The 25,942-nt window shown below is 69.6% G+C and carries 31 protein-coding genes; 21 read left to right on the forward strand and 10 right to left on the reverse strand.

Annotated elements, in window-relative coordinates; translation table 11 throughout:
- Positions 1–31 precede the first annotated feature (31 nt).
- From OXS49_RS00135 to ruvA, 6 genes are all read right to left on the reverse strand, one after another.
- Positions 32–706 (reverse strand): alpha-ketoglutarate-dependent dioxygenase AlkB, encoded by a 675-nt coding sequence (locus OXS49_RS00135; RefSeq protein WP_267420772.1) that lies wholly within the window; start codon positions 704–706, stop codon positions 32–34.
- Positions 707–1,342 (reverse strand): 2,3-bisphosphoglycerate-dependent phosphoglycerate mutase, encoded by a 636-nt coding sequence (locus OXS49_RS00140; RefSeq protein WP_244003021.1) that lies wholly within the window; start codon positions 1,340–1,342, stop codon positions 707–709.
- 11 nt (positions 1,343–1,353) lie between these two features.
- Positions 1,354–2,151, reverse strand: a complete 798-nt coding sequence (gene dapB, locus OXS49_RS00145; protein WP_244003019.1) for a 4-hydroxy-tetrahydrodipicolinate reductase — start codon at positions 2,149–2,151, stop codon at positions 1,354–1,356.
- A 328-nt stretch (positions 2,152–2,479) separates the two neighbouring features.
- Positions 2,480–2,977 carry a bacterioferritin gene (gene bfr / locus OXS49_RS00150; protein WP_267420773.1) on the reverse strand — a complete coding sequence of 166 codons (498 nt, stop codon included), beginning with the start codon at positions 2,975–2,977 and terminating at the stop codon, positions 2,480–2,482.
- A 43-nt stretch (positions 2,978–3,020) separates the two neighbouring features.
- Positions 3,021–3,293, reverse strand: a complete 273-nt coding sequence (locus OXS49_RS00155; RefSeq protein WP_244003215.1) for a (2Fe-2S)-binding protein — start codon at positions 3,291–3,293, stop codon at positions 3,021–3,023.
- A 207-nt stretch (positions 3,294–3,500) separates the two neighbouring features.
- Positions 3,501–4,118, reverse strand: coding sequence for a Holliday junction branch migration protein RuvA (gene ruvA / locus OXS49_RS00160; protein WP_244003015.1), 618 nt, complete (start codon positions 4,116–4,118; stop codon positions 3,501–3,503).
- A gap of 147 nt (positions 4,119–4,265) precedes the next feature.
- On the opposite strand from ruvA, the gene OXS49_RS00165 reads away from it, so the two are divergent.
- The 17 genes from OXS49_RS00165 to OXS49_RS00250 all read left to right on the forward strand — a co-directional run bounded on the left by OXS49_RS00165 (position 4,266) and on the right by OXS49_RS00250 (position 18,823).
- Positions 4,266–4,895 carry a YceI family protein gene (locus OXS49_RS00165; protein WP_244003013.1) on the forward strand — a complete coding sequence of 210 codons (630 nt, stop codon included), beginning with the start codon at positions 4,266–4,268 and terminating at the stop codon, positions 4,893–4,895.
- A 163-nt stretch (positions 4,896–5,058) separates the two neighbouring features.
- Positions 5,059–5,424 carry a hypothetical protein gene (locus tag OXS49_RS00170; protein ID WP_244003011.1) on the forward strand — a complete coding sequence of 122 codons (366 nt, stop codon included), beginning with the start codon at positions 5,059–5,061 and terminating at the stop codon, positions 5,422–5,424.
- A 193-nt stretch (positions 5,425–5,617) separates the two neighbouring features.
- Positions 5,618–5,932, forward strand: coding sequence for a 50S ribosomal protein L21 (gene rplU, locus OXS49_RS00175; protein ID WP_238286425.1), 315 nt, complete (start codon positions 5,618–5,620; stop codon positions 5,930–5,932).
- A gap of 86 nt (positions 5,933–6,018) precedes the next feature.
- Positions 6,019–6,285 (forward strand): 50S ribosomal protein L27, encoded by a 267-nt coding sequence (gene rpmA / locus OXS49_RS00180; RefSeq protein ID WP_243921109.1) that lies wholly within the window; start codon positions 6,019–6,021, stop codon positions 6,283–6,285.
- A 186-nt stretch (positions 6,286–6,471) separates the two neighbouring features.
- Positions 6,472–7,083: a GNAT family N-acetyltransferase gene (locus OXS49_RS00185; RefSeq protein WP_267420774.1), complete on the forward strand. Its 612-nt coding sequence runs from the start codon at positions 6,472–6,474 to the stop codon at positions 7,081–7,083.
- An 86-nt stretch (positions 7,084–7,169) separates the two neighbouring features.
- Positions 7,170–8,198 carry a GTPase ObgE gene (gene obgE, locus OXS49_RS00190; RefSeq protein ID WP_267420775.1) on the forward strand — a complete coding sequence of 343 codons (1,029 nt, stop codon included), beginning with the start codon at positions 7,170–7,172 and terminating at the stop codon, positions 8,196–8,198.
- Between the two features lie 51 nt (positions 8,199–8,249).
- Positions 8,250–8,567 carry a hypothetical protein gene (locus tag OXS49_RS00195; protein WP_267420777.1) on the forward strand — a complete coding sequence of 106 codons (318 nt, stop codon included), beginning with the start codon at positions 8,250–8,252 and terminating at the stop codon, positions 8,565–8,567.
- A 438-nt stretch (positions 8,568–9,005) separates the two neighbouring features.
- Complete coding sequence (gene proB / locus OXS49_RS00205) at positions 9,006–10,121, forward strand: glutamate 5-kinase (RefSeq protein WP_244003003.1); 1,116 nt, start codon at positions 9,006–9,008, stop codon at positions 10,119–10,121.
- Between the two features lie 159 nt (positions 10,122–10,280).
- Positions 10,281–11,579, forward strand: a complete 1,299-nt coding sequence (locus OXS49_RS00210; RefSeq protein WP_267420778.1) for a glutamate-5-semialdehyde dehydrogenase — start codon at positions 10,281–10,283, stop codon at positions 11,577–11,579.
- A gap of 52 nt (positions 11,580–11,631) precedes the next feature.
- Positions 11,632–12,273, forward strand: a complete 642-nt coding sequence (locus tag OXS49_RS00215) for a nicotinate-nucleotide adenylyltransferase (RefSeq protein ID WP_244003213.1) — start codon at positions 11,632–11,634, stop codon at positions 12,271–12,273.
- Positions 12,274–12,333: 60 nt separating this feature from the next.
- Entirely contained in the window at positions 12,334–12,720 is a 387-nt protein-coding gene (gene rsfS, locus OXS49_RS00220; RefSeq protein ID WP_267420913.1) for a ribosome silencing factor, read from the forward strand.
- Between the two features lie 8 nt (positions 12,721–12,728).
- Complete coding sequence (gene rlmH, locus OXS49_RS00225; protein WP_244002999.1) at positions 12,729–13,223, forward strand: 23S rRNA (pseudouridine(1915)-N(3))-methyltransferase RlmH; 495 nt, start codon at positions 12,729–12,731, stop codon at positions 13,221–13,223.
- Positions 13,224–13,423: 200 nt separating this feature from the next.
- On the forward strand, positions 13,424–14,776 hold the full coding sequence (locus OXS49_RS00230) for a peptidoglycan DD-metalloendopeptidase family protein (protein WP_244002997.1): 1,353 nt from the start codon (positions 13,424–13,426) through the stop codon (positions 14,774–14,776).
- Positions 14,776–16,116 carry a S41 family peptidase gene (locus tag OXS49_RS00235; protein WP_267420780.1) on the forward strand — a complete coding sequence of 447 codons (1,341 nt, stop codon included), beginning with the start codon at positions 14,776–14,778 and terminating at the stop codon, positions 16,114–16,116. The genes OXS49_RS00230 and OXS49_RS00235 overlap by 1 nt, the downstream gene beginning before the upstream one ends.
- A gap of 171 nt (positions 16,117–16,287) precedes the next feature.
- Positions 16,288–17,523, forward strand: coding sequence for a divergent polysaccharide deacetylase family protein (locus OXS49_RS00240; protein WP_267420782.1), 1,236 nt, complete (start codon positions 16,288–16,290; stop codon positions 17,521–17,523).
- A gap of 95 nt (positions 17,524–17,618) precedes the next feature.
- Positions 17,619–18,170 (forward strand): RNA pyrophosphohydrolase, encoded by a 552-nt coding sequence (locus tag OXS49_RS00245; protein WP_244002991.1) that lies wholly within the window; start codon positions 17,619–17,621, stop codon positions 18,168–18,170.
- A gap of 23 nt (positions 18,171–18,193) precedes the next feature.
- Positions 18,194–18,823 carry a DUF2939 domain-containing protein gene (locus OXS49_RS00250; protein ID WP_267420785.1) on the forward strand — a complete coding sequence of 210 codons (630 nt, stop codon included), beginning with the start codon at positions 18,194–18,196 and terminating at the stop codon, positions 18,821–18,823.
- Positions 18,824–18,870: 47 nt separating this feature from the next.
- Here the strand turns inward: OXS49_RS00250 and OXS49_RS00255 are convergent, their stop codons facing one another.
- The gene (locus tag OXS49_RS00255) at positions 18,871–19,227 is read right to left on the reverse strand and encodes a photosystem reaction center subunit H (RefSeq protein WP_244002987.1); all 357 of its coding nucleotides are present in this window, start codon (positions 19,225–19,227) and stop codon (positions 18,871–18,873) included.
- A 24-nt stretch (positions 19,228–19,251) separates the two neighbouring features.
- Positions 19,252–19,680 carry a response regulator gene (locus tag OXS49_RS00260; protein ID WP_243921130.1) on the reverse strand — a complete coding sequence of 143 codons (429 nt, stop codon included), beginning with the start codon at positions 19,678–19,680 and terminating at the stop codon, positions 19,252–19,254.
- Positions 19,681–19,887: 207 nt separating this feature from the next.
- Here OXS49_RS00260 and OXS49_RS00265 point away from each other — a divergent pair, with 207 nt between their 5' ends.
- The 4 genes from OXS49_RS00265 (at position 19,888) to OXS49_RS00280 (ending at position 23,508) form a co-directional block, all read left to right on the forward strand.
- Positions 19,888–20,562 carry a YoaK family protein gene (locus OXS49_RS00265; RefSeq protein ID WP_267420788.1) on the forward strand — a complete coding sequence of 225 codons (675 nt, stop codon included), beginning with the start codon at positions 19,888–19,890 and terminating at the stop codon, positions 20,560–20,562.
- Positions 20,559–21,572, forward strand: coding sequence for a WD40 repeat domain-containing protein (locus tag OXS49_RS00270; RefSeq protein WP_267420789.1), 1,014 nt, complete (start codon positions 20,559–20,561; stop codon positions 21,570–21,572). Before OXS49_RS00265 ends, OXS49_RS00270 begins: the two co-directional genes overlap by 4 nt.
- A gap of 69 nt (positions 21,573–21,641) precedes the next feature.
- Positions 21,642–22,166 (forward strand): DUF2937 family protein, encoded by a 525-nt coding sequence (locus OXS49_RS00275; protein WP_244002980.1) that lies wholly within the window; start codon positions 21,642–21,644, stop codon positions 22,164–22,166.
- A 103-nt stretch (positions 22,167–22,269) separates the two neighbouring features.
- On the forward strand, positions 22,270–23,508 hold the full coding sequence (locus OXS49_RS00280; RefSeq protein WP_244002978.1) for a peptide ABC transporter permease: 1,239 nt from the start codon (positions 22,270–22,272) through the stop codon (positions 23,506–23,508).
- A 4-nt stretch (positions 23,509–23,512) separates the two neighbouring features.
- On the opposite strand, the gene OXS49_RS00285 is transcribed toward OXS49_RS00280, so the two are convergent.
- The gene (locus OXS49_RS00285; protein ID WP_267420790.1) at positions 23,513–24,520 is read right to left on the reverse strand and encodes an alpha/beta hydrolase; all 1,008 of its coding nucleotides are present in this window, start codon (positions 24,518–24,520) and stop codon (positions 23,513–23,515) included.
- An 80-nt stretch (positions 24,521–24,600) separates the two neighbouring features.
- Positions 24,601–25,902 carry an RsmB/NOP family class I SAM-dependent RNA methyltransferase gene (locus OXS49_RS00290; RefSeq protein ID WP_267420914.1) on the reverse strand — a complete coding sequence of 434 codons (1,302 nt, stop codon included), beginning with the start codon at positions 25,900–25,902 and terminating at the stop codon, positions 24,601–24,603.
- Positions 25,903–25,942 lie beyond the last annotated feature (40 nt).

Below are 25,942 nucleotides of genomic sequence, written 5' to 3' on the forward strand. Positions count from 1 at the left end.
GCCGCGTCGCCTCTGTCAAGCGCTTGAGCAATCAGGACATTGGGAGCCCCGGTTCGCCCGCTCGGCCGATCGTCGCACGCACCCGGCGCAGCGTCAGGTTGCAGCGGCCGCCGGCCGGCAAAAACCCCGGCAGCGGATCCTCGGCCAGCAGATCGGCGGATGGATAGAGCCGGTCGATCCCGTGGAAGATCAGCCGCGCCGCGCCCCCAATCACGACGGCATCCCCGGCGAGCAGCCGGATCGAGCGGGTCGGATCGCCGCGCCGCAGCCCGCCGTAGCGGAACAAAGCGGGCGCCCCGAGCGACAGGGAGACGACCGGGGCCGCGAAATCCGCCTCGTCCTTGTCCTGGTGCAAGCCCATGCGGGCGGCCGGATCATAGAGGTTGATCAGGCAGGCCTCCGGCGGCGCGGGATACCGCGCCAGGTCATCCCAGGCCGCCAGCGCGGTCGACGGGATCGCGGGCCAGGGCCGGCCCGTCTCGGGATGCGTCGGCTGATAGCGATAGCCGTCCCGGTCCGAGATCCAGCCGAGCGGTCCGGCATTCGACATCCGCACCGAGAACGGTTTTTCGGTACGCGGCATCCGCGGGACGTAGGGCGGCGCTGCCTCGAGCACCGCTGCGACTTCGTCGGCGAGGTGGAGGCGGCCTGCCGGATCGAGGTAGCCCGGGTGGTGGATCAGGCCCGGCGCCAGTTCCGTCGCCACTCAGGCGCCGCCTTCGTCCCGGGGGAGCACGCGCTTCTCCGCGACTGTCGTGTCGGCGGCGAGCCGATAGATCAGCGGCTCGCCGGTCCTGATCTCCAGGGCGGCGACCGCGTCGCTGGCGAGCCCGTCGAGCACCATCACCAGGGCCCGGAGGGAGTTGCCGTGGGCCGCCACCAAGACCCGCTCGCCGCGCATCACCCGGGGCAGGATCGCCGCGATGTAGACGGGCAGCACCCGCGCGGCCGTGTCCTTCAGGCTCTCGCCGCCGGGCGGGCGCACGTCGTAGGCGCGGCGCCAGAGGTGGACCTGTTCGTCACCCCACCGCTTGCGGGCCTCGTCCTTGTCGAGGCCGGCGAGGTCGCCGTAATCGCGCTCGTTCAGCGCGCCGTCCCGCACCACCGGGATGCCGGCGAGGCCCATGGCGTCGAGCATGAGCGCGCAGGTGCGTTGGGCCCGCACGAGACCGGAGGTGAACGCGACGTCGAACGAAAACCCTTCCCGCTGCAACCGCCAGCCGGCAGCCTCCGCCTCCGCGACGCCGCGCTCGGTCAGTTCGGGGTCGCGCCAGCCCGTGAACAGGTTCTGGCGGTTGTATTCGCTCTGGCCGTGCCGGGTGAGCACCAAAAGGCGTTCCATGGGGCTCCCCGTCAGAGGCCGAGGACATCGGCCATGCTGTAGAGGCCCGGCGGCCTCGGGTGGGCCCACAGCGCCGCCTTGACCGCCCCCGTGGCGAAGAGCCCGCGGTCGGCGGCATGGTGGCTGATCGTCAGGCTCTCGCCCGCGCCGGCGAAGATCACGCTGTGATCCCCCACGACCGTCCCGCCCCGCAGGGTCGCGAAGCCGATATCGCCGGGCCTGCGCGCGCCGGTCTGGCCGTCCCGCGTGGAGACGCGGACCGCCTTCAACGCAACGCCGCGGCCGTCGGCGGCGGCCTCGCCCAGCATCAGCGCGGTGCCCGATGGGGCATCCACCTTCATGCGGTGATGCATCTCGCTGATCTCGATATCGAATTCGTCGCCCAGCGATTTCGCCACGCGCCGGACGAGCTCCGCCATCAGGTTGATGCCGAGCGACATGTTCCCCGACTGCACGATCCGCGCGTGATACGAGGCCGCCTTCAGCGCCTCGCGGTCGTCATCCGACAGGCCCGTGGTTCCGACCACGTGGACGATGCGGGCCTGGGCGGCCAGTTCGGCAAACTGGATGGTGGCCGCGGGCGTCGTGAAGTCGAGCACCCCGTCGGCGGCCGCGAAAGCGGCAAGCGGATCGTCGGTGACGGCGACGCCCAGCGGCGCGAGGCCGGCCAGGATCCCCGCATCCTGCCCGAGGGCGGACGAGCCGGGGCGCTCGATCGCAGCCGAGAGCATGCACCCCTCCGCCTCCGCAACGGCGCGCACCAGAATCCGTCCCATGCGCCCATCGGCGCCCACCACGACGAGCCGCATCCTGATCTGTGCCCTCATATCCCGACAGAAGGGGAGCCGGCCTTGGGGCCCCCTCCCCGCTGCCTAACGGATTCCGACGTGCCGGTCTAACACCAACATCCTGAGAAAAAGGCGCTTTTCCCCTCCCTCTTGTGGGGAGGGGCCAGGGGTGGGGGTGGTGCAGAAGGCATCGTAACGACGCATCCTGCACGACCCCCACCTCCAACTCCTCCCTACAAGCTCGAGCGATCCAGGGCCGGCCCGGGATCGCCGGGGAGGAGAGAGTGCCTCGGCTCACGAAGTAGACATATCGGAGCCGGGCTCCAGCGGTGCCGGAGCCCGTTTCAAATCAATCTTTCTCGGGGGCGATCGGCTCAAGACCGCCGATGTGGCGCTGCGCGTAGAGCGGCAGGCCGATCTGCTTGATCAGGTCGAGCTGCGTCTCGAGGAAGTCGATATGGCCTTCCTCGTCCTCGGCCAGTTCCTCGAACAGGCGCATGGACACGCGATCGTTGATCGAATCGCAGTACTGAGCCGCCTCGAGATAGAGATTGCGCGCGCCGTGCTCAGCCGCGAGGTCGCACTCGATAACCTCCGTGACGTTCTGCCCGATACGCAGGGGCTCGAGTTCCTGCAGGTTCGGGAAGCCCTCGAGGAACAGGATCCGATCGATGAACCGGTCGGCGTGGTTCATCTCCTCGATCGACTCCTTTCGCCAGAACTTGGCAAGGTCGATGTAACCCCAGTTGTTGAGCATACGGAAGTGGAGCCAGTACTGGCTGACCGCGGTCAGCTCGCTGCGCAGGCCATGATTCAGATACTCGATGACCTTGGTGTCGCCCTTCATAGCCCCCGAACTCCTTAGATTAACTCAGGCGGGGGCAGTCACGTCAGGCGGCGACTCCCTCATCCGCAGTTTGGAATAAAACCAAACTGCATGCTTGAGCGCAAGACGCGGAGCAGGCATGGCTGCTGTCCGGTGCGCCGTCCTGACCCAGGGCCGTGCGCATGATATCCCGGATGGTCCGGGCGCAGCGCCCGCATTTCGGGCTGCATCCGAGACAGGCATAGACCTGCGCGGGGGTCCGCGGACAGCCCGGACCCGGTGCCAGACAGGACCGAACGGCGCCGTCGGAGATGACATTGCAAGAACAGACGATCATGCGCCCCGCAGATCCCGCCTTTTCCGGCGTGACCCGCATGTCCGGGCCGCGCCACTCCTGTCCGCCAGTTTAGAAAAGTTGAAAAGTGGCGACTTTTCAATATCTTACCGGTCTTGCCTGGACATGTCACTCAGCGGCCGATCGGTCAAGGGAATGGATTTGGCGTATGCGAATCACCCTGCGGGCGCCCGGCCCCGCGGCGTGCCGTCAGCGGGCCAGTTCCCGCAGGCCCAACCGGATCAGCACCTTGGCCTCGGCCTCCGGTCCGGCTTCCTTCAATGCGGCGGCGATCGCGGTCGCGGCCTGGACCTGCGGGTAGCCGAGATTGACGAGCGCCGACACCGCGTCGGCGACGGGGCCGGCGGGGGCACCCGCCTCGACGGCGCCGGCCAGGGCCACGAGGGCCGGATCGAGGGGCGAGAAGGCGGGCGCCTTGTCCTTCAGCTCGGCCGTAAGTCGGGCCGCGAGCCGTGGGCCGACGCCGGGCGCGCGGCTGATCGCGCTCTTGTCCCCCGTCGCGATGGCGCCGGCCAGGGCATCGGGTTCCATGACCGAGAGCACCCCAAGAGCCACGCGGGCGCCGACGCCCTGTACGGTCTGGAGCAGGCGGAACCATTCCCGCTCGGCGTCGGACCGGAAGCCGTACAGGCGGATCATATCCTCGCGCACATGGGTCTCGATGGAGAGTTCGGCCGGCTCTCCGACCTTCGGCATGCGCTGGAGGGTCCGTGCCGAGCAATGCGCGATGTATCCGACCCCCGAAACGTCGAGGATCACGAAATCCTCGCCGAACGAATCCACGATGCCCTTGAGTTTACCGATCATTTCACGCCTGCCCGCTGCTTCGGATGGCCTACAGAAGCGCGGGCGCGTCCGCCAGACGCGCTTGAGCGGGCCGGGACTTCGTGAAATCAGGGTCGCCCCGCCGGCCGAGCTTGGCCGGCCGCGGGGTGACAAGTCTGGGGGACGACCATGCGCGCGCCACTTCTCGCCCTGCTGGGCCTGCTCGCCCTCGCGCCGGCCCGGGCGGCCGACGATCCCGCCGCGCCCGTTCCAATCGTGCCGAGCGCGGACCCCACCCAGGTGCGTCCGGGGGCCTATGTGCTCGATCCCGACCACGGCAAGATCACGTGGTCTGTCTCGCATCTCGGCTATTCGACCTATTACGGCCAGTTCGCCGGCCTGACCGGAAACCTGACCCTCGACCCGAAGAGCCCGGAGACGAGCCAGCTCTCGGTCAGCGTGCCGCTCGGCGGCGTGATCACCGGCAGCACCCGCCTGAACGAGCATCTCGCGGCGCCGGACTTCTTCGACACGACCAAGTTCCCGACGGCGAGCTTCACCGCCACCAAGGTGGAGCCGACGAGCCCGACGACGGCGCGCATCAGCGGCAACCTGACCCTGCGCGGCACCGTGCGCCCGCTGGCGATCGACGCGACCTTCAATCAGGCCGGCATTCACCCGGTGGACCAGCGCTACACGGTCGGATTCGATGGGCGGGCGGTGATCAAGCGCTCGGAGTTCGGCATCAACGCCTACCTGCCACAACTCGGAGACGAGGTGACGCTGCGGATCGAGGGCGAGTTCAAGGCGGCCCCGTAATGCCACCGGGTTCATGTTTCTCCGCGAAGGGGAGATGAACGGTTCCGCGCATCTCCTTCCCCCCGCACGGTGGGGAGCGGCAACGCTCGGTAGATTGGGACCGTTGGCTCTGTCGACCGGACCAGCATCGCAAAACCGACTTCCGGAGACCTGTACGATGCGGATGGCCTTGATTCTTCTGCCACTGGTCCTGGGTGGCCCGGCCGTCGCGCAGGTACCCGCTGCGCCCGTTCCGGCCTCGCCCCTCGACAATTATGCGGACGCCGCGACCACGACGATCATCGCCGAGCAGGCCTGTCCGGGCGTGCAGGTGAAGGCCGGCCAGCTGACGAACCTGCGCCTCGCCGCGCGGGTCAATACCGGCCAGGAACCGGTGCTTCAGGAGAAGCTGCGGACCCGCGCGAGCCAGGTCCGCCAGCAACTGGCCACCGTGGGCCGGGACGCGTGGTGCGCGAATGCGCTCCAGGCCTTCGGGCCGGACGGCTCCGTGGCGAAGGGCATCCTGGTAACCGGCGCGCGGTTCCGCTGACGCAGACCGCGCAGGCAGACGGCAAAGGATTGACACGCGGCCGCACGGCCCCTAGTGACCAAACATGGCGCGCGGCCTCTCTTCGGGGTCTGCGCGTTTCGCGTTGTCCGGGCTCAAGCCCGGCAATGACTTCAAACAAGAAGCCGGTCCAGGGGCAGCCGCCCCGGAGGCCGTTCGAGAACACGAGAGAACGATGTTCGCAGTCATCAAGACGGGCGGTAAGCAGTACCGCGTCGCCGCCAACGACACCATCACCATCGCCACCCTGGCCGGCGAGGCCGGCGAGGCCGTGACCTTCGGCGAGGTCCTCCTGTTCGCGGACGGCGCGGGCGCCACCCAGGTCGGCGCGCCGACCCTGTCGGGCATCAGCGTCACGGGCGAGATCGTGCGCCATGGCCGCGACAAGAAGGTGATCGCCTTCAAGAAGCGCCGCCGGCAGAACTCGCGCCGCAAGCGCGGCCACCGGCAGGACCACACGGTGGTCCGCATCACCGGCATCTCGGCCTAAGGCCGGCTCAACGCTGGGCGCGTCACGGTCCCCGGGGACCCGATCCGCGACCGCATCGCAGCAGATCAGAATTCGGAGCGCATCCCATGGCACACAAGAAAGCAGGCGGCTCGTCCCGCAACGGCCGCGACTCGGCCGGCCGTCGTCTCGGCGTCAAGAAGTTCGGCTCGGAAGCCGTCATTCCGGGCAACATCATCGTGCGCCAGCGCGGCACCAAATGGCATCCCGGCGCCAATGTCGGCATGGGCAAGGACCACACGCTGTTCGCGCTGGTACCGGGCCATGTCCATTTCGAGACGCGCCGCGGGCGCGACTTCGTGACCGTAGCACCGCTGGCCGAGGCCGCGGAATAACAGGCGGGCGCCCAGAGTGGCGAAGCTGGCGTCCCGCCCGGTGTCCCACACCGGACCGGCAACGTCGTAGCCCAGCCCTTGACGGGCCGGATCGGACGGAACACCGGGGAGGATGGGACGCCATCCTCCCCTTCGTCGTCTTGAGGCGGTGCCCCGGAGCCGGGCGCATCGCCCTGCGAGGGCACGATGTTCCCCGATCTGACCCGTGACGATGTCTTCCGGATCGAAACGCAGCGGCTGTGGCTGCGCTGGCCGACCGCGAAGGATGCGCCGGCCATCGTGACGCTCGCGGGCGAGCGGGCCGTGGCCGAGATGACGGCCCACATCCCACACCCGCTCGACCGCCGCGCGGTCGACGATTTCCTCATCGAGATCCGCGGCGCCAACAGCGCCGGAACGGGCCTGACCCTGGCCCTCGCGCGCCGCGAGAGCCCCGGCAGCCTGATCGGACTGATCGCGATCACCGAGGCCGACGGCACGCCGCATCTCGGCTACTGGCTCGGCCGGCCCTGGTGGGGGCACGGTCTGATGAGCGAGGCGGCGACAAGCCTAGTCCACGCCTTCTTCGCGTATGCTTGTGGGGAGCGGCTGACGGTCGGTGCCCTGCCGGAGGACCAAGGCACGCGGCGGGTGATCGAGAAGGTCGGCTTCCGCTGGACCGAACGGCGCGCGACACCGAGCCCGGCGCGGGGTGGCCCGCGGCAGCTGGACTGGTTTGCCATGGAGCGCGCCGAATGGGTCCGCCACCGGGCCATGGCCGAGCCGCGTCCGGCCTCGGACCTGGCCCTGGCCTCCTGACGATCCGGATCGCCATAGGGCGGCCCCGCATATCCATATGTCGCGCGGGGCCGCTTCCGGGCGACCCGTAGCATGAGAGACGAACCGTGAAATTCCTCGACGAAGCCAAGGTGTATGTCCGCTCCGGCGACGGCGGTCCCGGCTGCGTCTCGTTCCGCCGGGAAAAATTCATCGAGTTCGGTGGCCCGAACGGCGGCGATGGCGGGCGCGGCGGCGACGTCTGGGTGGAGTGTGTCGAGGGGCTCAATACGCTCATCGACTACCGCTACCAGCAGCACTTCAAGGCCAGGAAGGGCGAGCACGGCATGGGCTCGAACTGCCACGGCGCCAACGGCGCCGACACGGTGCTGAAGGTCCCGGCCGGCACGCAGATCTTCTCCGAGGATGGCGAGACCCTGTTGGCCGACCTGACCGAGGTCGGGCAGAGGATCCGGTTGGCCAAGGGCGGCAACGGGGGATTCGGCAACGCCTATTTCACCACCTCGACGAACCGCGCCCCGAAGCACGCCAATCCCGGCCTGGAAGGCCAGGAGATGTGGATCTGGCTGCGGCTGAAGCTGATCGCCGATGCCGGCCTCGTCGGCCTGCCCAATGCCGGCAAGTCGACCTTCCTGGCGAGCGTCACGGCCGCCAAGCCGAAAATCGCCGATTATCCCTTCACGACCCTGCATCCGGGGCTCGGCGTGGTGCGCTCGGACGGGCGCGAATTCGTGCTCGCCGACATTCCCGGGCTGATCGAGGGGGCGCACGAGGGCGTCGGGCTCGGCGACCGCTTCCTCGCCCATGTCGAGCGCTGCCGGGTGCTGCTGCACCTCGTGGATGGCACGACCGAGCATGCCGGCAAGACCTACAAGCTGGTCCGCGGCGAGATCGAGGCCTACGGCAACGGGCTGGCCGAGAAGCCCGAGATCGTCGCCCTCTCCAAGGCCGACGCGCTCGATGCCGAGACGCTGAAGAGCCAGGTGGCCAAGCTGAAGCGCGCCGCCGGTCGCGCGCCGCTGGTCCTGTCCTCGGCGAGCCGCAAGGGCGTGCCCGAAGCGCTGCGGGCGCTCCAGGCCCAGATCGATGCGAGCGTCGAGGCTGATCGGGCGCCGGTTGCCGCGTGGCAGCCGTGAGTGACGCGCACAGCGGACGGGAGTTAGGCTCGCCCTCGGCGTGAGGCGTGAATGAAGACCGAAGTCTTGGTCCTCGATAGCGGTGAGGCGATCCGCCTCGCTCATGAACGCGCAGAACGGCGCGGTGTCACGGTCGATGCGGCCGTCATCGAATCGCTGCGCCTCGCGCGGGCTGCTCTAGCCACGGACAAGTCGGTGCTGGAAACTGCGCCGTCCATACCGCTCGCCCCGGAGCAGCAGAAGCGCGACGACTGCCTTCTCGAACTCGCCCAGGACCTCGAACTGGCCCAAGACTTGGCGCCGTTCCGAAAGCCGGGCCCGGGATCCGATCACAGCGACATGTACGACGACAGCGGACTCCCCCTCTGAACGGCTGTCATGATCGCACGCGATACATCGGAGATTGTCCGGCTTACGCGGCAGCGAAATGCCGATCTCTTCCGCTTCTCCATAAGGGCAATGATTTCATCCACACCGACCTTCGGGCGGCTATGGCCCAATACTGAAAACGATGCGACCGCAGACACATGTCCGATGATCGGAGGCGGAATTCGCGCAATGAGCATCCCGCAGATTCAGGCGGTCCTGCAACGCCGCTCAGCTTCGCCTCAACGGGGCGATCGTCTCCGTTCGCCACGCGGCAATTCGGGCCGGCCCTGATCCAGGCATCGAGGTCGATCGCCTCGGAATTGCCGGCGTTCCAGCTCTGAACGCTCTCAAGACCCGCGCCACAGGCGCCCGCCTGCGGCTGGTCAAGGGATGCCGCTTCGTTCAAACCGCGCCCATGCATCCGTGTTCGCCCGAATCATGATCCCGACCCTCGAAGATTTCCGCCGTGTCGTCATCAAAGTCGGGTCGGCACTCCTGGTCGACCGGACCGCCGGGCGTCTCCGGCACGCCTGGCTCGCGGCGCTGGCCGAGGACATTGCCGAGTTGCACGCGCGCGGCGTCGACGTGCTGGTCGTGTCCTCCGGCAGCATCGCGCTGGGACGTACGGTGCTGGGCCTGCCGCCCGGACCCCTGCGGCTGGAGGAGAGCCAAGGCGCGGCCTCGGTGGGGCAGATCACCCTGGCCCGGCACTGGGCCGAGGCGCTCGGCCATCACGGCATCGTGGCCGGCCAGATCCTGGTGACGCCGCAGGACACGGAGGAGCGCCGCCGCTACCTCAACGCCCGGGCGACCGTGCTGAAGCTGCTGGAAATGCGCGCCGTGCCGGTGGTCAACGAGAACGACACTGTGGCGACCTCCGAGATCCGCTACGGCGACAACGACCGCCTCGCCGCCCGCGTCGCCACGATGATCGATGCCGACGTGCTGGTCCTGTTCTCCGATATCGACGGCCTCTACACCGCACCGCCGAAGAGCGATCCGGATGCGCGCCATCTGGCTGTTGTCGAACGCATCACCCCGGAAATCGAGGCGATGGCGGGCGGGCCGGCCTCCGAGCTGTCGCGGGGCGGCATGCGCACCAAGGTCGAGGCCGCCAAGATCGCCGTGTCCGGCGGCACCCATCTGGTGATCGCGGATGGGCGCGGGAAGAACCCGCTGAAGGCCCTCCGGGAGGGCGCACGCTGCACGTGGTTCCTGTCCGGTTCGACGCCGACGGCGGCGCGCAAGACCTGGATCGCCGGCTCCCTCGAACCGCGCGGAACGCTCACGATCGATTCTGGTGCCCTGAAGGCCCTGCAGGGCGGCGCCAGCCTGCTTCCCGTCGGCGTCCGGGCGATCGAAGGCAGCTTCTCCCGCGGGGATGCCGTGGTGATCCGCGACCCCGAGGGCCGTGTCCTCGGGCGCGGTCTTGTCGCCTATGACAGTGCCGAAGCGGCCCTGATCATCGGTCATCCGAGCGCGCGCATCCCGGACTTGCTGAACTATCCCGGCCGCGCCTGGATGGTGCATCGCGATGACTTGGCATTATTCTAAGACTGTTGTGATCGATCTGCATTCAGCCCGCATGACCCCGATCAAGTATAGTTGTCCTGCGTGCCGCGGCACACTTGTCGGCGCGCGGCACGATGTGCAAATACGGCTCCCTTGCCCTGTCGCGCCGTTGAGCGGCCGTCGCCAAACGAGGACGCCAGCGTGCCCGTTCTGAACCTGAGATCGGACTTCGCCGAGGCTGAGGCCCTGCCGGAGCAGATGGCGGCGATCGGCCGGCGCGCCCGGGCCGCCGCCCGGCAGATGGCGCTGGCCTCGGCCCAGACCAAGGACATCGCCCTGAAGGCGATCGCCGCACGCCTCCGGGCCAGCGGGGACGAGATCCTGGCGGAGAACGCCCGCGACGTCGCGGCCGCGCAGAAGGCCGGCCAGACCGCAGCCCTGCTCGATCGGCTGACGCTGGATCCCGGCCGTCTGGCCGCCATGGCGGACGCGGTGGAGAAGATCGGGTCGCTGGCCGATCCGGTCGGCCGCCAGCTCGCCGCCATCGAGCGGCCGAACGGCCTGCTGATCGAGCGCATCACCGTCCCGCTCGGTGTGATCGGCGTGATCTTCGAGAGCCGGCCCAACGTCACGGCGGATGCCGGCGCGCTCTGCCTGAAAGCCGGCAATGCCGCGATCCTGCGCGCCGGTTCCGACAGCCACCGAAGCGCCATGGCGATCGCCCGTGCGATGAGTCTGGGGCTGGCCGATGCCGGCCTGCCCGCCGAGGCGATCCAGCTCGTGCCAACCCGCGACCGGACGGCGGTCGGCCTGATGCTGTCCGGCCTCGACGGATGCGTCGACGTGATCGTGCCCCGGGGCGGTCGCGGCCTCGTGGCCCGCGTCCAGCAGGAAGCGCGGGTCCCGGTCTTCGCCCATCTCGATGGGATCAACCACGTCTACGTCGCCGCCGACGCCGACCTCGACATGGCACGGAGCGTGTTGCTGAACAGCAAGATGCGCCGCATCAGCGTCTGCGGGGCCGCCGAGACCCTGCTGGTCGATCGAGCCTGCGCCGGCACGCATCTCGCGCCGCTCGTATCCGCCCTGCTGGATGCGGGCTGCGCGGTCCGCGGCGACGCCGCCGCCCGCGCCGTCGACCCCCGGGTCACCGCCGCCTCCGAGGAGGACTGGCACACCGAATACCTCGACGCCGTCATCGCGGTCCGGGTGGTCGAAGGGATCGGCGCGGCGATCGAGCATATCGAGACCTACGGCTCGCATCACACCGACGCGATTATCACTCAGGACGATGCCGAGGCGACGCGTTTCCTGGCCGAGGTCGATTCCGCGATCGTGACCCACAACGCCTCGACGCAGTTTGCCGACGGCGGCGAGTTCGGGTTCGGCGCCGAGATCGGGATCGCCACCGGGCGGATGCACGCCCGCGGCCCGGTCGGCGTCGAGCAACTCACGACCTTCAAGTATCGGGTGCACGGCAGCGGCCAGATCCGTCCGTGACAGCGGTTGAAGGTCCGGCGTGCGGCTGAACCTGCCGCCGAACGCCCCCGGCATGCGGATCGGCCTGTACGGCGGATCCTTCAACCCCGCCCATCTCGGTCACCGTCACGTGACCCTGATGGCGATGCGCCGTCTCGGGCTCGACCGCGTGTGGTGGCTCGTGAGCCCGGGTAATCCGCTGAAGAGCCGCAACGCCCTTCCGGCCGTCGCGGACCGGTGTGCCCTCGCCCGCCGGATCGCCCGGCATCCGCGCATCGCGGTGACCGGGTTCGAGGCGGCGCTGGGCGTGCGCTTCACCGTCCAGACGCTGCGCTTCCTCACGCGGCGCTGCCCGGGCATTCACTTCGTCTGGATCATGGGCGCCGATTCGCTCGGCAATTTCCACCGCTGGAAGGGCTTTTCGGAGATTGCGCGGCTTATGCCGATCGCGGTGATCGACCGGCCCGGCTGGACTATGACTCCGCTGAGTGCCCGGGCTTCACAGCGGCTTGCAAAAGCGCGTATCCCCGAGGAGGCCGCCTCGACGCTCGCGCTCCGCCGCCCGCCCGCCTGGACCTTCCTGCACGGGCCGCGTTCGAGCCTGTCCTCGACAGAGATCCGTAACGGTATGCGGGGACGCGACCGGGACGCGGCACCGGCGCAGTTGCAATCGCCGCCCGATGCCGCCAATTTCAGGAACGACCGCGGAGCGTGACATCGCCGCGCGGCACCACGAGGAATCAGGACGCTGCCCGAAACGAACCCCACGGAGACGATCCGCACTCCCGTTCCTGCCCCGGGTGAGCCCGGTCAGGCGCGCGCGGACGACCTCAAGGCCCTCGCCCTCGAATGCCTCGATGAGATGAAGGCTGAGGAGACGATCGCCATCGATCTCGTCGGGAAGACGTCGCTCGCCGACACGATGATCATCACGTCGGGCCGTTCGCAGCGGCACGTGGGCTCGATCGCCGATAAATTCATCCAGGAGATGAAGAACCGGGGATACGGCAATGCCCGGGTCGAAGGCATGCCCGCATGCGACTGGGTGCTGATCGATGCGGGCGACGTGCTGGTGCACGTCTTCCGGCCGGAAGTGCGCGGCTTCTACAATCTCGAGAAGATGTGGGGCGCGGATCGGCCGGTCGGCCTCGCGGTCGGTTAGGCCGGCGGTTGCGCCTCCTGCTGGCGGCGGTCGGGCGGCTCAAGGCAGGGCCCGAGCGCGAGTTGGCGTCACGATATCGCGAGCGCGCTGGTCAGTTGGGCCGCGGGCTCGGCTTCCCCGCCTGTGATAGCGTCGAGATCCCGGAATCCCGCGCGCGGCGCGCCGTCGACCGATGCGCGGAGGAGGCGACGGCGCTCGGCGCTCTGCTTCCACCCGGTGGGGTCCTGGTCGCCTATGACGAGCGCGGCCGTGCCGATCTCTCCAGCGAGACCCTCGCCGAGCGATTCGCCGGCTGGCGCGATGCGTCCCGGCCGGCGCTGATGGTGGCGATCGGCGGCCCGGACGGCCTCGATGCCTCAATTCGGACGAAGGCCGAGCTGATTCTGTCGTTCGGGGCGGCGACCTTGCCCCACGGACTCGTGCGCGTGCTCGCCCTCGAACAGATCTATCGCAGCCTGACCATCCTGGCCGGCCACCCCTATCACCGGGGCGAGGCGGGCTGACCGGCGTGGCGTGGATGGACATCGAGACCGATTGGGCACGGCGGGCGGTGGAGGCTGCGCGCCGGCTATGCACCGCCACTGCCACCCAACCCCCTCATCCTGAGGTGCCCGCATCAGCGCGCCTCGAAGGAGGACTCCAGAAGTCGCGACGTCCCCTGGAGCCCTCCTTCGAGGCCTCTGCTGCGCTTCGGCACCTCAGGATGAGGGGGTTGAATGGGAGCGACCTGAGCCGAGCCCTACCCATCCTTCTTCTTCTGGCAACCGCTTGCCTCGCTGCGCCCGTGCACGCCGAGCCGCCCTCCCCCGCGGACGCCGAGGCCACGCAGCGGGCCAACGAGGAACGCGACCGGCGCGCCGAGAACCTGAAGCGCGTGCAGGACGCGCTGGCCGCGAGCACCAGCCAGCGCGCGCAGTTCGAGACCGAGATCGCGGCGATCGGGTCCGACCGGTCCAAGCTGGATAGCGCCCTCCTCGACGCGGGCCGTCAGGCGCAGGCGACCGAGGAGCGGCTGAGCCGCCTGGAGGAGCGCCTGAAGGCCATGACCGAGAGCGAGTCGGCGATTCGGCGCTCGCTCCAGGCCCGCCGGGGCGTCGTCGCCGAGATCCTGGCCGCGCTGCAGCGCATGGGCCGGCGCCCGCCGCCCGCGGTGCTGGTGAGCCCGGAGGACATGCTCGCGGCGATCCGAACCTCGATGCTGCTCGGCGCGGTGGTGCCGGAGCTGCGCGGCGAGGTCGATACGCTCGCCGCCGATCTCGCAGAAATGATCCGCCTGCGGGGGCTGATCGCCCAGGACAAGGAAGGCCTGAGCAACGATCTCGCCGGCTGGGCGCGGGAGCGGCAGCGGCTCGAAGCCCTGGTGGCGGCCCGGCGCGCCCGTCAGGCCGAGGTCGAAAGCGGCCTCAATGCCGAGCGTCGCCGCGCCGCCGAACTGGGCACCCAGGCCAAAAGCCTGAAGGACCTGATGGACCGGACCGAGGCGGAGGCCGTTGCGGCGAAGCGCTCGGCCGAGGAGGCCAAAGCGGCGGCTGAGCGCGAGGTGAAGGCGACGCAGGAGCGATTTGCCGCGGCCGGCTTCCGCGACCCTGCCCGGCTGGCACCGAAGGTGCATTTCGCCGAGGCGCGGGGCGAAGTGCCGCGGCCGGTGAGCGGGAGGCTGGCGCGGGCCTTCAATCAGCCCGACGGCAATGGCGGAACCACCCGCGGCGTGTCGTTTTCGACCCGTCCGAAGGCGACGGTCTCCTCACCGGCCGACGGTTGGGTGCAGTTTGCGGGTCCGTTCCGGTCTTATGGCCAACTCTTGATCATCAACGCGGGCGACGGCTACTATCTCCTGCTCGCGGGGATGGAACAGATCAGCGTCGAGGTCGGCCAGTTCGTGCTCGCGGGCGAGCCGGTTGGCAGCATGGGCGAGAAGGGCGCGGGCCTCAACGGGTCCGAGGGCGATCCCACGCTGTACGTCGAATTCAAGAAGGACGGCGGCTCCATCGATCCGGAGCCGTGGTGGGCAAAGAGCCCGAATAATACGGTACTTGGCGAGAAGGTTCGCGGCTGATGCGCAAGACTTCCCTGATCATGCTCGGCGCCTTCCTGGGTGCCGGCACCTCCATGGTGGCCACCCAGACCGACTTCCTGTCGGGTCCGCGAGCCGTCGCCGCCTCGGCCGAAACCTATCGCCAGCTCAGCCTGTTCGGCGACGTCTTCGAGAAGGTCCGGACCGACTACGTCGAGAAGCCGGACGAGTCGAAGATGATCGAGGCGGCCGTCAACGGCATGCTGACGTCGCTCGATCCGCATTCGAGCTACATGGACGCCAAGGCGTTCCGCGACATGCAGACCACCACCCGCGGCGAGTTCGGCGGCCTCGGCATCGAGGTCACGATGGAAGACGGCCTGATCAAGGTCGTCACGCCGATCGACGACACCCCCGCCGCCAAAGCGGGCCTGCTCGCCAACGACGTCATCACCCAGATCGACGACGATCAGGTCCAGGGGCTGACCCTGAACCAAGCGGTCGACAAGATGCGCGGCCCGGTGAACTCCGCGGTGAAGCTCAAGATCAGCCGTAAGGAGTCGAAGGAGCCGATCGACGTCACGCTCACCCGCGATGTGATCAAGATCAAGCCGGTGCGCTCCAAGGTCGAGGGCGGCGACGTCGCCTATATCCGCCTGACCCAGTTCAACGAGCAGACCTTCGACGGCATGCGCGCCGCCATCGACAAGCTCACGAGCGAGATCGGTGCCGACAAGATCAAGGGCTACGTCATCGACCTGCGCAACAACCCGGGCGGCCTGCTCGATCAGGCCGTGATGGTGTCGGATGCGTTCCTGGATCGCGGCGAGATCGTCTCGACCCGCGGCCGCAACCCGGACGAGACGCAGCGCTTCTCGGCCAAGTCCGGCGACCTGACCAAGGGCAAGCCCGTGGTGGTGCTGGTGAACGGCGGCTCGGCCTCGGCCTCCGAGATCGTGGCCGGCGCCCTGCAGGATCACAAGCGCGCGACCATCATGGGCACGCGCTCCTTCGGCAAGGGTTCGGTGCAGTCGATCATCCCGCTCGGCGGCTCCGGCGCCCTCCGGCTGACCACGGCTCGCTACTACACGCCGTCCGGCCGCTCGATCCAGGCGAAGGGCATCGAGCCCGACGTCGAGGTGCTGCAGGAGGTGCCGGACGAGCTGAAGGGCAAGGACGAGACCAAGGGCGAGGCCGGCCTGAAGGGCCACCTGAAGCAGAAGGATACCGACGAGCGGGGCGGCTCCTCCGCCTACGTCCCGCCGGATCCGGCCAAGGACAAGCAGCTCATCTCGGCCGTCGACTTCCTGCACGGCATCCAGAAGGGCGCCGCCAACGGGGCGCCGAGCGCGCAGCAGCAGAAGCCAAGCCTGCCGAACTGATCTTCGAAGCCTGAAGCGACGTTATGCCATCCCGTCCGGCTCGAAGCCGGGCGGGATTTTTCTGTTCGGGACCGGAGCTTAGAGGATCGTTAACCATACCGGTCCGCAATGGAGTCGGAGATCCGCGCCGCTCCGGCGCGGTTGGAATCGCGATTCCGCATCGAGCGCCGCTTGACCGAATCCAACGACGATATCCTCACGCGCCCCCTCGGGGTGGCGGAGGCCCAGGCGCCGGACCAGCCCAGCGGGCGGTACGGCCGGATCGTCGCGGCCCTGCGCCGGCCGAAGGTTGCGGCTGGGGCGATCGCGGCGGCCTTCGTGGCGTCCCTCGGCCTCGTCGTGGCGCTTGGCGATCCCCAGGGCGGCGAACCCCACGCGGAGGCCGTGATCGCGATCCGCGAGGCCGTGGCGCGCCCCGCGGCTCCGGTCGCTGCCGTCGAGCCGCAGGTCGCCACCACGGCGCCCGGGCAGGGGCAGCTTCAGCGCAGCGCGGAAGAGATCGAGTCGGCTTCAGGCGTCACGGTGGTGCGCCCGCTGGGCTCCGCCCCGACCGACGCGGTGGTGATCCGTGTCCCGTCCCCGACCGCACCACGTCTGGCCGCCGCCCCGGATCCCCGGATCAGCGAGACGGGCCGGCACGGGATCATGCCGAAGCTCGGCGAAGGCCGGGTGCGCGCGCTCGATGTCTACGCCCGGTCCGAGGACACAGGAACCGGCCCCCGCATCGCCATCGTGGTAACCGGTCTCGGTGTCGGGCAGGCCGCCACGGCCGGTGCCACCGCACGCTTGCCGGCTGCCGTCAGCCTCGCCTTCCTGCCCTACGGCAGCGAGGCCGAGCGCGCCGCGGCACGAGCCCGCGACGCCGGGCATGAGGTTTTCCTTCAACTGCCGATGGAGCCGTTCGATTATCCGGACAGCGACCCCGGGCCGCAGGGGCTGCTCACCTCCCTCAAGGGACCCGAGAATGCCGATCGCCTCGCCTGGGCGCTGGCGCGCTTTCCCGGCTATGTCGGCACCGTGAACTTCATGGGATCGAAGCTGATGGCGGATGCCGCCTTCGAGCCGATCCTGCGCGAGATCGGCGCCCGGGGCCTTGGCTTCCTCGACGACGGCACCGGCCCCAAGCCCGCGACCGCCCCCGTCAACAAGACCCGCACGCCAGTCGCCCGTGCCGAGATCGTCCTCGACGCGACCCCGCGGGCTGACGCCATCGATGCCGCCCTGGCGCAGGCCGAGGCGCGTGCCCGTTCCAACGGGTTCACCCTCGTCTCGGCCAGCGGCGCTGCGCTGACGGTCGATCGAATCGCGCGCTGGGCGCGCGACCTCGATACCCGCGGGTTGCGCATCGTCCCGGCCAGCGTGGCGTTACGCGGCGCCCGCGACAAGCGCGTCTCTACGGCTGATTGAGTGCAGGCGCGCTCGACTCCCGCCAAAATGGATTTCGCGCCGGGATGGCGCCCTCCGAACCTGGGTGGCGTTGCCGCGGCCCGCGCCGCTGACCTATGGTCCGGACAATGACAACGGATCTGGATCCGGGCAGCCTGCCCTACCGCCCCTGCGTGGGCATCGCGCTGATCGCACGATCGGGCGGCGTGTTCGTCGGGCGCCGAACCAAGGATGCCGGCCCAGAGCATGTCGCCGGTCCGCATATGTGGCAGATGCCGCAGGGCGGGGTGGACCCGGGCGAGGATCCGGAGGCGGCGGCGCGCCGGGAACTTTACGAGGAGACCAATGTCCCGCCGGAGGCGATCCGCAAGCTCGCGGAGATCCCGGACTGGCTTCCGTACGATCTCCCGCCCGACGTCATGAAGCAGGCCTGGAAGGGTCGCTACCGCGGGCAGACCCAGAAATGGTTCGCCTTCGGCTTCGAGGGGCGGGAGGAGCTGATCGACGTGCTCCAGCCGGGCGGGGGTGCCCATAAGGCGGAGTTCGACGCATGGCGCTGGGCGCGGTTCGACGAACTTCGGGAGTTGATCATCCCGTTCAAGCGCCCGGTGTACGAGCGGGTGGTGGCGGCCTTCTCCGGCCTCGAGCGCTGGGCGGATGCGCGGTGACGCGGCGGCCGGGGTCCTGAGGTATGCGCTGGCTCACGGTCCTGCTCGGGCTCGCCCTCGCGTGGCTCGCCTTCACCATGAGCCCGCTCTGGTCGCTGTACGATCTGGCGCAGGCGGTGCGCCGGCACGACACCGCCTACATCGAGAACCACGTCAACTTTCGGACGCTCCGCCTGTCTCTGGTGCGGCAGATCACGGCGGCGATGCGCACCGCGTCGGAGAGCGATCCGGACATCGAGCCGCGCGACCGTCAACGCCTCGGCGATGCTGCCTACGGGCTGGCGCTGGCCCTGTCCGAGTCGATGATCACCCCCGAGACGGTGATCGACCTGCTCGCCAACGGCTGGCCCGACAAGCTCGATCTCGAACGGCCGACCGGCTCGCGTCCGGAAGGGCTCGCGATCCACAGCTTCGGGCGCCTGCTCCCGTTCTACACGGCGATGGAAATGCGCGGCTTCCGCGCCGTGGTTGTACCGATCCCGCCCGAGGCACCCCGCGGGCAGCGCACACGCATCCGATTGCGGCTGCGCGGGCTGGTGTGGCGCTTGGTCGATATCGAGATGGCCGACATGCTGCGCGACCAGATCGCCGCGAAGCTCGGGAAGGCCCTCGCCCGGGCGAAGATCGGCGCAAGTGCCGGCGAGGAGCGCTGAGGGCTTCGGAAACGACCCGCGAACGGCAACGGAATGCGCGGGGGCGACTACTTCGCCTTCGAGGTGCCTGCGTCCTTCGGCTTGCGCGCCTCGGTCAGGCTTTCGGCCTTATCCTCGTCGGTATCACCGCCCTGCTCGATGGTCTTGGCGGGATCCGCGAGAAGCGACTTGGCAACCCCGAGCAACACCTCGCATTCGCCGGGGAATTTATAGGTATCCAGCACGATCGCGGCATCGCGCAGGGTGCGCAGGTCGCGCACGAGTTGGGTGTTGGCGTCGGAGCGCAGCTCGCTCTTGGCCGCGATGGCCTCCTCGATCTGCGCGCCTTTCACGTCGCAGGCCGCTCCAGCGGGCCCCACCGAGAGCGCTGTGACAAGACCGAGTGCGGGAAGGAAGCGCCACATGGCGGAGGTCCTCGGAGATCCAGGTCAGGCGTGAAGGAGCGCGGCGTTCAGCACGTCGCGGGTGAGCACCACGAGCTGGCTCGGGCGATAGGGTTTCGGCACGAAGACGGAGCCGGGGACGGCGTCGCGGGTCGCAAGTCCGTCGCGCCCCCCGGAGGTGTAGACCACCGGAAGGTCCGGGCAGAGATCACGGGCGCGGCGGGCGAGGGCAAGACCGTTCGTGTTGCGGGCCAGATCGATATCGGTGAAGAGCATGTCGACGCTCTCGCGGGCCAGGATCGCCTCGGCCTGCCAAGCATCCGCGGCGGTGAGCACCCGATAACCGGCGTCGAGGAGCGTTTCGGCAGCCAGTTCACAGACGGTCGGCTCATCCTCGACGATCAGGATGGTGGCGGCGGCCGAGTCCGGAACAAGCAGGGACGGACAGACAAGCGCGGCGGCGAACGGAACCATGACGCAACTCCCACTCACCCGGCGGGGGAACGCTGTTCCCCGACCGGATCGCAGGGGCAACGGCCCCTCTCGACACGGCGTTCACCCTGTTTCGATCGAATTGCACGGGTTTGGTGAGTGGCGCGTTAACTGCCCTTCGATACCGACGAACGAGGGCGGTGACTTGGTTAACAGGTGGTTACCGAAACCCGACCAGGGAGCGGGATCGTGAACCGGATCCATCAGCTCGGGCTCGGTCTGCTGCTGACGGGGCTCGCCGGATACGTGGACGCCCTCGGTTTCGTGCGGCTCGGCGGCCTCTACACCTCGTTCATGAGCGGCAACACCACGCAGCTCGCGGTCTTCGGCGCGGCGGCCGATCCCCACCGGATGGTGTTGCCGGCGATCCTGATCTTCGCCTTCCTCACGGGCTCGGTGCTCGGCAGCGGGCTGGCGATCCTCGTGCCGCCCCGCTGGACGACACCCGCGGTGCTCGCCTACGAGTCACTTCTGATCCTCGGCGGCCTCGGTCTCGGACTCGAATCGCCAGAACTCGGCCTCGCCGCCTTCTTCGTCGCCGTGGCGATGGGCTCGCAGAACGCGGTGCTCGCGCAGGTGAAGGGGTTCCGCGCCGGCACGACCTTCGTCACCGGCGCCCTGTTCAGCCTCGGCCATAAGATCGCCCAGGCGCTCACTCGAACCGGGGATCCGCTCGGCTGGGTCGGCGACGGGCTGGTCTGGCTGTCCCTGTTGCTGGGCGCCTATCTCGGGGCGCACGCCTACGGCCTGTTCGCCCTCTACGCCCTGATCGCGCCGGCGGCGCTTTCCGGCGGTCTGGCGCTTGTGACCGCGATCGTGGTCTTGCGCGCGGGCCCGCATGCCGCGAAGGTCCCCGCGGCATGAGCAGCACCTTGAGCAATCCCTCCCTGACCCAGCACGTCGCCGCGCTCGATCCCGGCGCCCACGTAATCGCGGCCCATTTCCTGAAGGATATACCGGCCCTGGCACTCAGCGACGGCGCAGTCGCGCTGGCGCGGGACGGAGGCTTGGCGCGACTCGTCGCGCATCCCGAGGCCGGCATCCTGGTGGCGGCCGGAAGCGGCACGCGCCTCCTCACCGGCGGCGATGACGGCCGCATCGTCGAGGTCCGGGCCGATGGCACCCTAGAGCAGCTCGGCTCTGCCAGGGGCGGAGCCTGGATCGATGCCCTGGCGGTCCACCCGGACGGAGCCGTGGCGTGGTCGGCCGGGCGCCATGTCGTGGCGCGGGATGCCAAGGGCCGCGAGCGCACCTTCCAGGCGCCCTCGACAGCGCGCGGGCTCGTCTTCGCGCCCAAGGGCTACCGGCTCGGAATCGCGCACTACAACGGCGTCAGCCTCTGGTTTCCGAATCTCGAGACGCCCGCCGAGGTGATCGAGTGGAAGGGTTCGCATATCGACGTGACGTGGTCGCCGGACGGCCGGTTCGTCGTCACCACCATGCAGGAGAATGCCCTGCACGGCTGGCGGCTCCAGCCGGATCGCGGCCACATGCGGATGTCGGGCTATCCCGGCAAGGTGCGCTCGGTGGCGTGGTCGTCGGACGGGCACTGGCTCGCCACCGGCGGCGCCGAGGCAGCGATCGTCTGGCCGTTCGACTCGAAGGAGGGACCGACCGGCAAGCCCCCGCGGGAATGCGGAGTCCGCCCCGCCCGGGTGTCCCGCGTTGCGTTCCACCCGAAGGCACCGGTCCTGGCCATCGGCTACGAGGACGGCTGCATCCTCCTCGTCCGGTTCACCGATGCCGCGGAGTTGCTGGTGCGCCCGGCGGTTCCCGGGAGCGGGATCACCGCGCTGGCCTGGGACGGGCGCGGCGGCCGGTTGCTGTTCGGCTGCGGCGACGGACAGGCGGGTCTGCTGACGCTTCCCGCATGAGGGCGGCTGGAACCGCCCACGACGGCGTGCTCTTAGTCGATGGTCGATTCCACGGGCCGGAGATCTGACGTGTTCCGCGTATTCCGCACCCTCGGGCTCGCCCTCGGACTCCTCGGCGGCGCTGTCGCCGCGCAGGCGCCGGAATTCGCACAGCAATATGCCCAGAGGTTGGGTGGCGCCGCCGACGAACTTCGCCGTCAGGTGGCGGTGCTCGAATCCGACGCGCAGGCCTCCGGCACGACCCGCGACGGCGCCGTCGACCGCCTGCGCAGCAATCCCGATCAGCTCGTGGCCCGCCGCGGCGCGGCGGCGCAGGCCGACATCGTCCGGCTCGCCCGCTTAAGCGCGCAGCAACAAGCCATGGCGTCCGCGACGAGCCCGCTGGGCCGTGTCGTGGCGATGCTGCGCGACCCCGACATGCCGGTCGCCGAAGCGGCCTATCGGGACTTCAGCCCGGCGATCCCGACCAATGCCGACGGCCTGGCGGCCGGTCTGATCGGGTTCTTCGCCGCCTGGGGCGGCTGGCGTATCGTTTCGGATGTCGGCCGGCGGACGCTGCGGCGGCGTCCGCGTGAGACCGCCACCGTGGCTTGAGCGCGCGCGCGGCGCTGGGTGTGGCCCGGCGTCTACAGCGACTTGCGCGCGCCTTGCGTATCCAGCAGAGAACCGGCCGTCCCGGTCCGGCAGAAGGCGCAGGATGCCGCGCGCGTCGAACTCGACCCATGCCGATCCGGCGCTCGACGCCGCGGCACTGCTGCGACGCCTCGGCTTCTTCGGGCTGTTCGTGGTGCTCCCCGTCCTGGCGCAGGTCGCCCGGCGCGCCTCGGTGATCCTCGCGCCGATCGCCGTCATCCTGCTGATCATCGCCAGCGTCATCGACCGGCGGCAACGGCCGGTGCGCCCAGCCGCCCTAAGGCTTCTGACCGCCCCGGCCTTCCTGGCCGCGATGCTCGTGGTGTTCTGGTCCGCCTTGTCGCTCACATGGACGCCGTTTCTCGGACCGGCCCTGGAGCGGCTGGTGAACCTCGCGGCCACCGTTGGGCTCGCATTTCTGGGTTACCTCGCCCTGCCCGACCGGATGCGCTCGGCCAATCTGTACCTGCTGCCGTTGGGCTTGGTGGCGGGCGCGATCGTGGCGATCGTCCTCGGCCTGTTCGGCGCCCATATGGGCCCCCCCGGTGCAGAAGATGACGGCGCCCTGGATCGCGGCCTCGTGCTGCTGATCCTTCTGGTCTGGCCCGCCCTGGCCTGGCTGCGGTCCCGGCGCCGCGACCGGGAAGCACTGGCCCTGGCCCTCCTCGTGGCCCTCGCGCTCACCGTCCAGCCCGACGCGACGCAGATCGCGGCCCTGGCGGTCGGCGCCGTCGCATTCGCAGTGACGAGCTATCGCCAGAAGCTCGGCGTGCAGCTGACAGCGATCGTGTCGGCCGTCCTGCTCGCGGTGGCGCCGCTGCTGCCATTCCTGGCGCGGCCGATCGGGTCCGCCGTGCTGGGGCCGCTGGCGCCAACGGTGCTGTCGCTGAAGAGCTGGCAGAAGGTGGTGACGACCGACCCGGTGCGCCTGATCACCGGCCACGGCTTCGAGACCGCGCTGCGCGGACGCCTCGTCGGTCTTCTCCCGCTGAACGCCCCGACGACCGCGCTGTTCGAGTTCTGGTACGAACTCGGGATCGTGGGCGCACTGGCCGCCGCCTTCGCGCTCTACGCGTCGATCCGCCGGGCCGGGCGCGACGGACCTGCCCTGGTGCCCGGCGCCATGGGCTGCTTCGCGGCAGCCTTCACGGTAGCCTGCCTCAGCGTCGGATTGACTTCGATCTGGTGGCTGACGACGCTCGCCATCGCGACCGTGGTGTTCGTGGCGGTGGAGCGAGGCCAGTTCCGTACAAGCCGGCCCAAGGTCGCCAAGCTGCACCGCGTGATCGCCAGCGGCGGCTGAGCGATCAGCCCCGTATGAATCCGTGCAGGCGGATCCAGGCCAGGAACAATCCGGGCCACGCCGCCGCGGGCGTACCGGGCAGCCCAAGTCCGAATCCGTGTCCGCCGCGCTCGAACAGATGCAGCTCGGCCGGAACGCGCGCCTTCCTGAGGGCCGCGAACATCAGCAGCGGATGGTCGGCGACCGCGATCGGATCGTCGATCGCCTGCGCCAGGAAGGTCGGGGGCGTCTCGGGGCCGACTTGGAGATCGACCGAGTAGGTCTTCATCTCAAGCGCCGTCACATCGTCGCCGACGAGGATGCGCCGGGTATGGGTCCGGTCGAACGGCTTGCGCATAGTGATGACCGGATAGATCAGCCCGGCGAGCGTCGGCCGCACAGGCTGGGCGTCGATGGCATCCTCGGCCGGGTAGAGGTTCTGCGCGCTGCCGACCGCGGTCTCGCCCATCAGGTGGCCGCCGGCCGAGAAGCCCAGCACGCCGACGCGGTCCGGATCGATCCCGAACTCCGTGCCCCGCGATCGGATCAGCCGAAGCGCGCGCTGGGCGTCCTGCCGAGGCGCGTCGGGACCGGCCCCCCAGCCCTCGGCGGGTAGGCGGTAGATCAGCAGGAAGACCGTGATGCCGGCCGCGTTGAGCACGCGCCCCACCGGGACGCCCTCGTTGCCGATCGCGATGTATTCGTAGCCGCCTCCGGCCGCGACGATCATCGCGGCTCCGTTAGCGTTGGCCGGTCGCATGACCAGCAGACAGGGCCGTGCCACCCGCGTGATGTCGCCGATAGAGCCCTCGACGTAGCGGTATCCGTCCGCAACGGGTCCCGGGCCGCCGCCCGGAAGATCTCCCGGCCAAAGATCGATCACCTCAAGATCCGCGCCGGGCAGAGAGCGCGGCAGAGCCTTGACCGCCTCATGCGACGCTCGCTCCGGTCGCCCGTCGGTCGCGGCCCTTACGGGTTTCAGGCCGACGAGGCTCCCGAGGCCGGCGAGCAGGAGACGGCGGTCCAGGTGCAAGGGCGACTCCTGGCAGTGGGATCGATCGGGCCGCGGTTTCAACGCGGCTCGGCGCAATGGGGTCCCGCGACCCGCGCGACTCAGGCGTTCCGGGCGATGACCGCGACGTAGAAGCCGTCCGTTCCGGTCCGGTGCGGGCTCATCTGAATCCCGTGGGCCGTAAACCGGACCGCCTCTCGCAACGAGGCCGGGCCCGCGGCGAGGATTTCGGTCGCCGCGATCACGGTGAACCGCCCGCGCCAGCGCGACAGCAGGCCGGTAACGGCCGCATCGTTCTCGGCGGAGAGGAGCGAGCAGGTGACGTAGACGATGTGTCCGCCCGGCCTGACCAGCCGGGCCGCCCGATCGAGAACCTGGGTCTGTTCGGCCGTGCGAAGCGCGAGGCTGCCCGGACGCAGGCGCCACTTGGCATCGGGATTCCGCCGCCATGTTCCCGAGCCGGTACAGGGCGCATCGACCAGCACCCGGTCGACGGTGCCGTCGAGATCTTCCAGCACGTCGGTGCGCGCCCGTCCGCCCCGCGGCGACCGCACCTCGGCGCCGGCGCCCGACCGGCGCAGGCGTTCGTGGATCGGCGCGAGGCGGCGCGGATCGCCGTCGGTGGCGATCAGGTGAGCGCCGTTCCCAATCTCGGCCGCGAGCGCCAGGGTCTTGCCGCCGCCGCCCGCGCAGAGATCGACGATGGTCTCGCCGGCCCGCGGCGCGGCGAGCAAAGCCGCGAGCTGCGAGCCCTCGTCCTGGATCTCGTACCAGCCCTCCAGGAACTCGGCCTCGACATGGAGCGCCGGACCGCGCCCGTCCGCACCGATCGGGATCCGAAGGCCCTGGGGTGCGTGCGGCGTCGGCTCCGCACCGAAGGCCGCGAGGGCCGGCAGGATCGCGTCCCTGGAGCCGCGCAGGGTGTTGACGCGAATGTCGAGCGGCGCGCGGCGGGCGAGCGCCTTGAGCTCCGGGATCAGGTCGTCGCCGAGCGTGACCGCGAGGTCCGGCAGCACGAAGGCAGGGGCATCGCCGGCGACCTCGGGCGGCGCGTCCTGAAGCGTCGCGGTGTCGAGCCGCGCGCGCTCATCGTCGGTCAGAGGCTCCGGTGCGAAGCGCTCGCCCGAGAAGAGCGCCGCGACCGAGGCAGCGGCGAGGCCCTGCTGAAGCCGCAACGCCCCGATCAGCACCGCGCGCGGCGAATCGGAGCCCATGATCCAAGCCGCCGAGGCACGCCGACGCAGGGCGTCGTAGACGAGACTGGCGATCCCGGCCCGGTCCCCCGAGCCGGCGAACCGATGGGCGAGGCCCCAATCCTTCAGGGCATCGGCAGCCGGCCTGCGGCGCTCGGCGATGTCGGTGAGTACCTCGATGGCGGCGGAGCAGCGGGCGGCGGGTGTCAGCGGTCTGGTCCTTTGGAATGAGTCGACGGCGTCGCGAAAC

The sequence above is a fragment of the Methylobacterium sp. GC_Met_2 genome (assembly GCF_026540795.1).
In the GTDB taxonomy this organism is placed as follows: domain Bacteria; phylum Pseudomonadota; class Alphaproteobacteria; order Rhizobiales; family Beijerinckiaceae; genus Methylobacterium.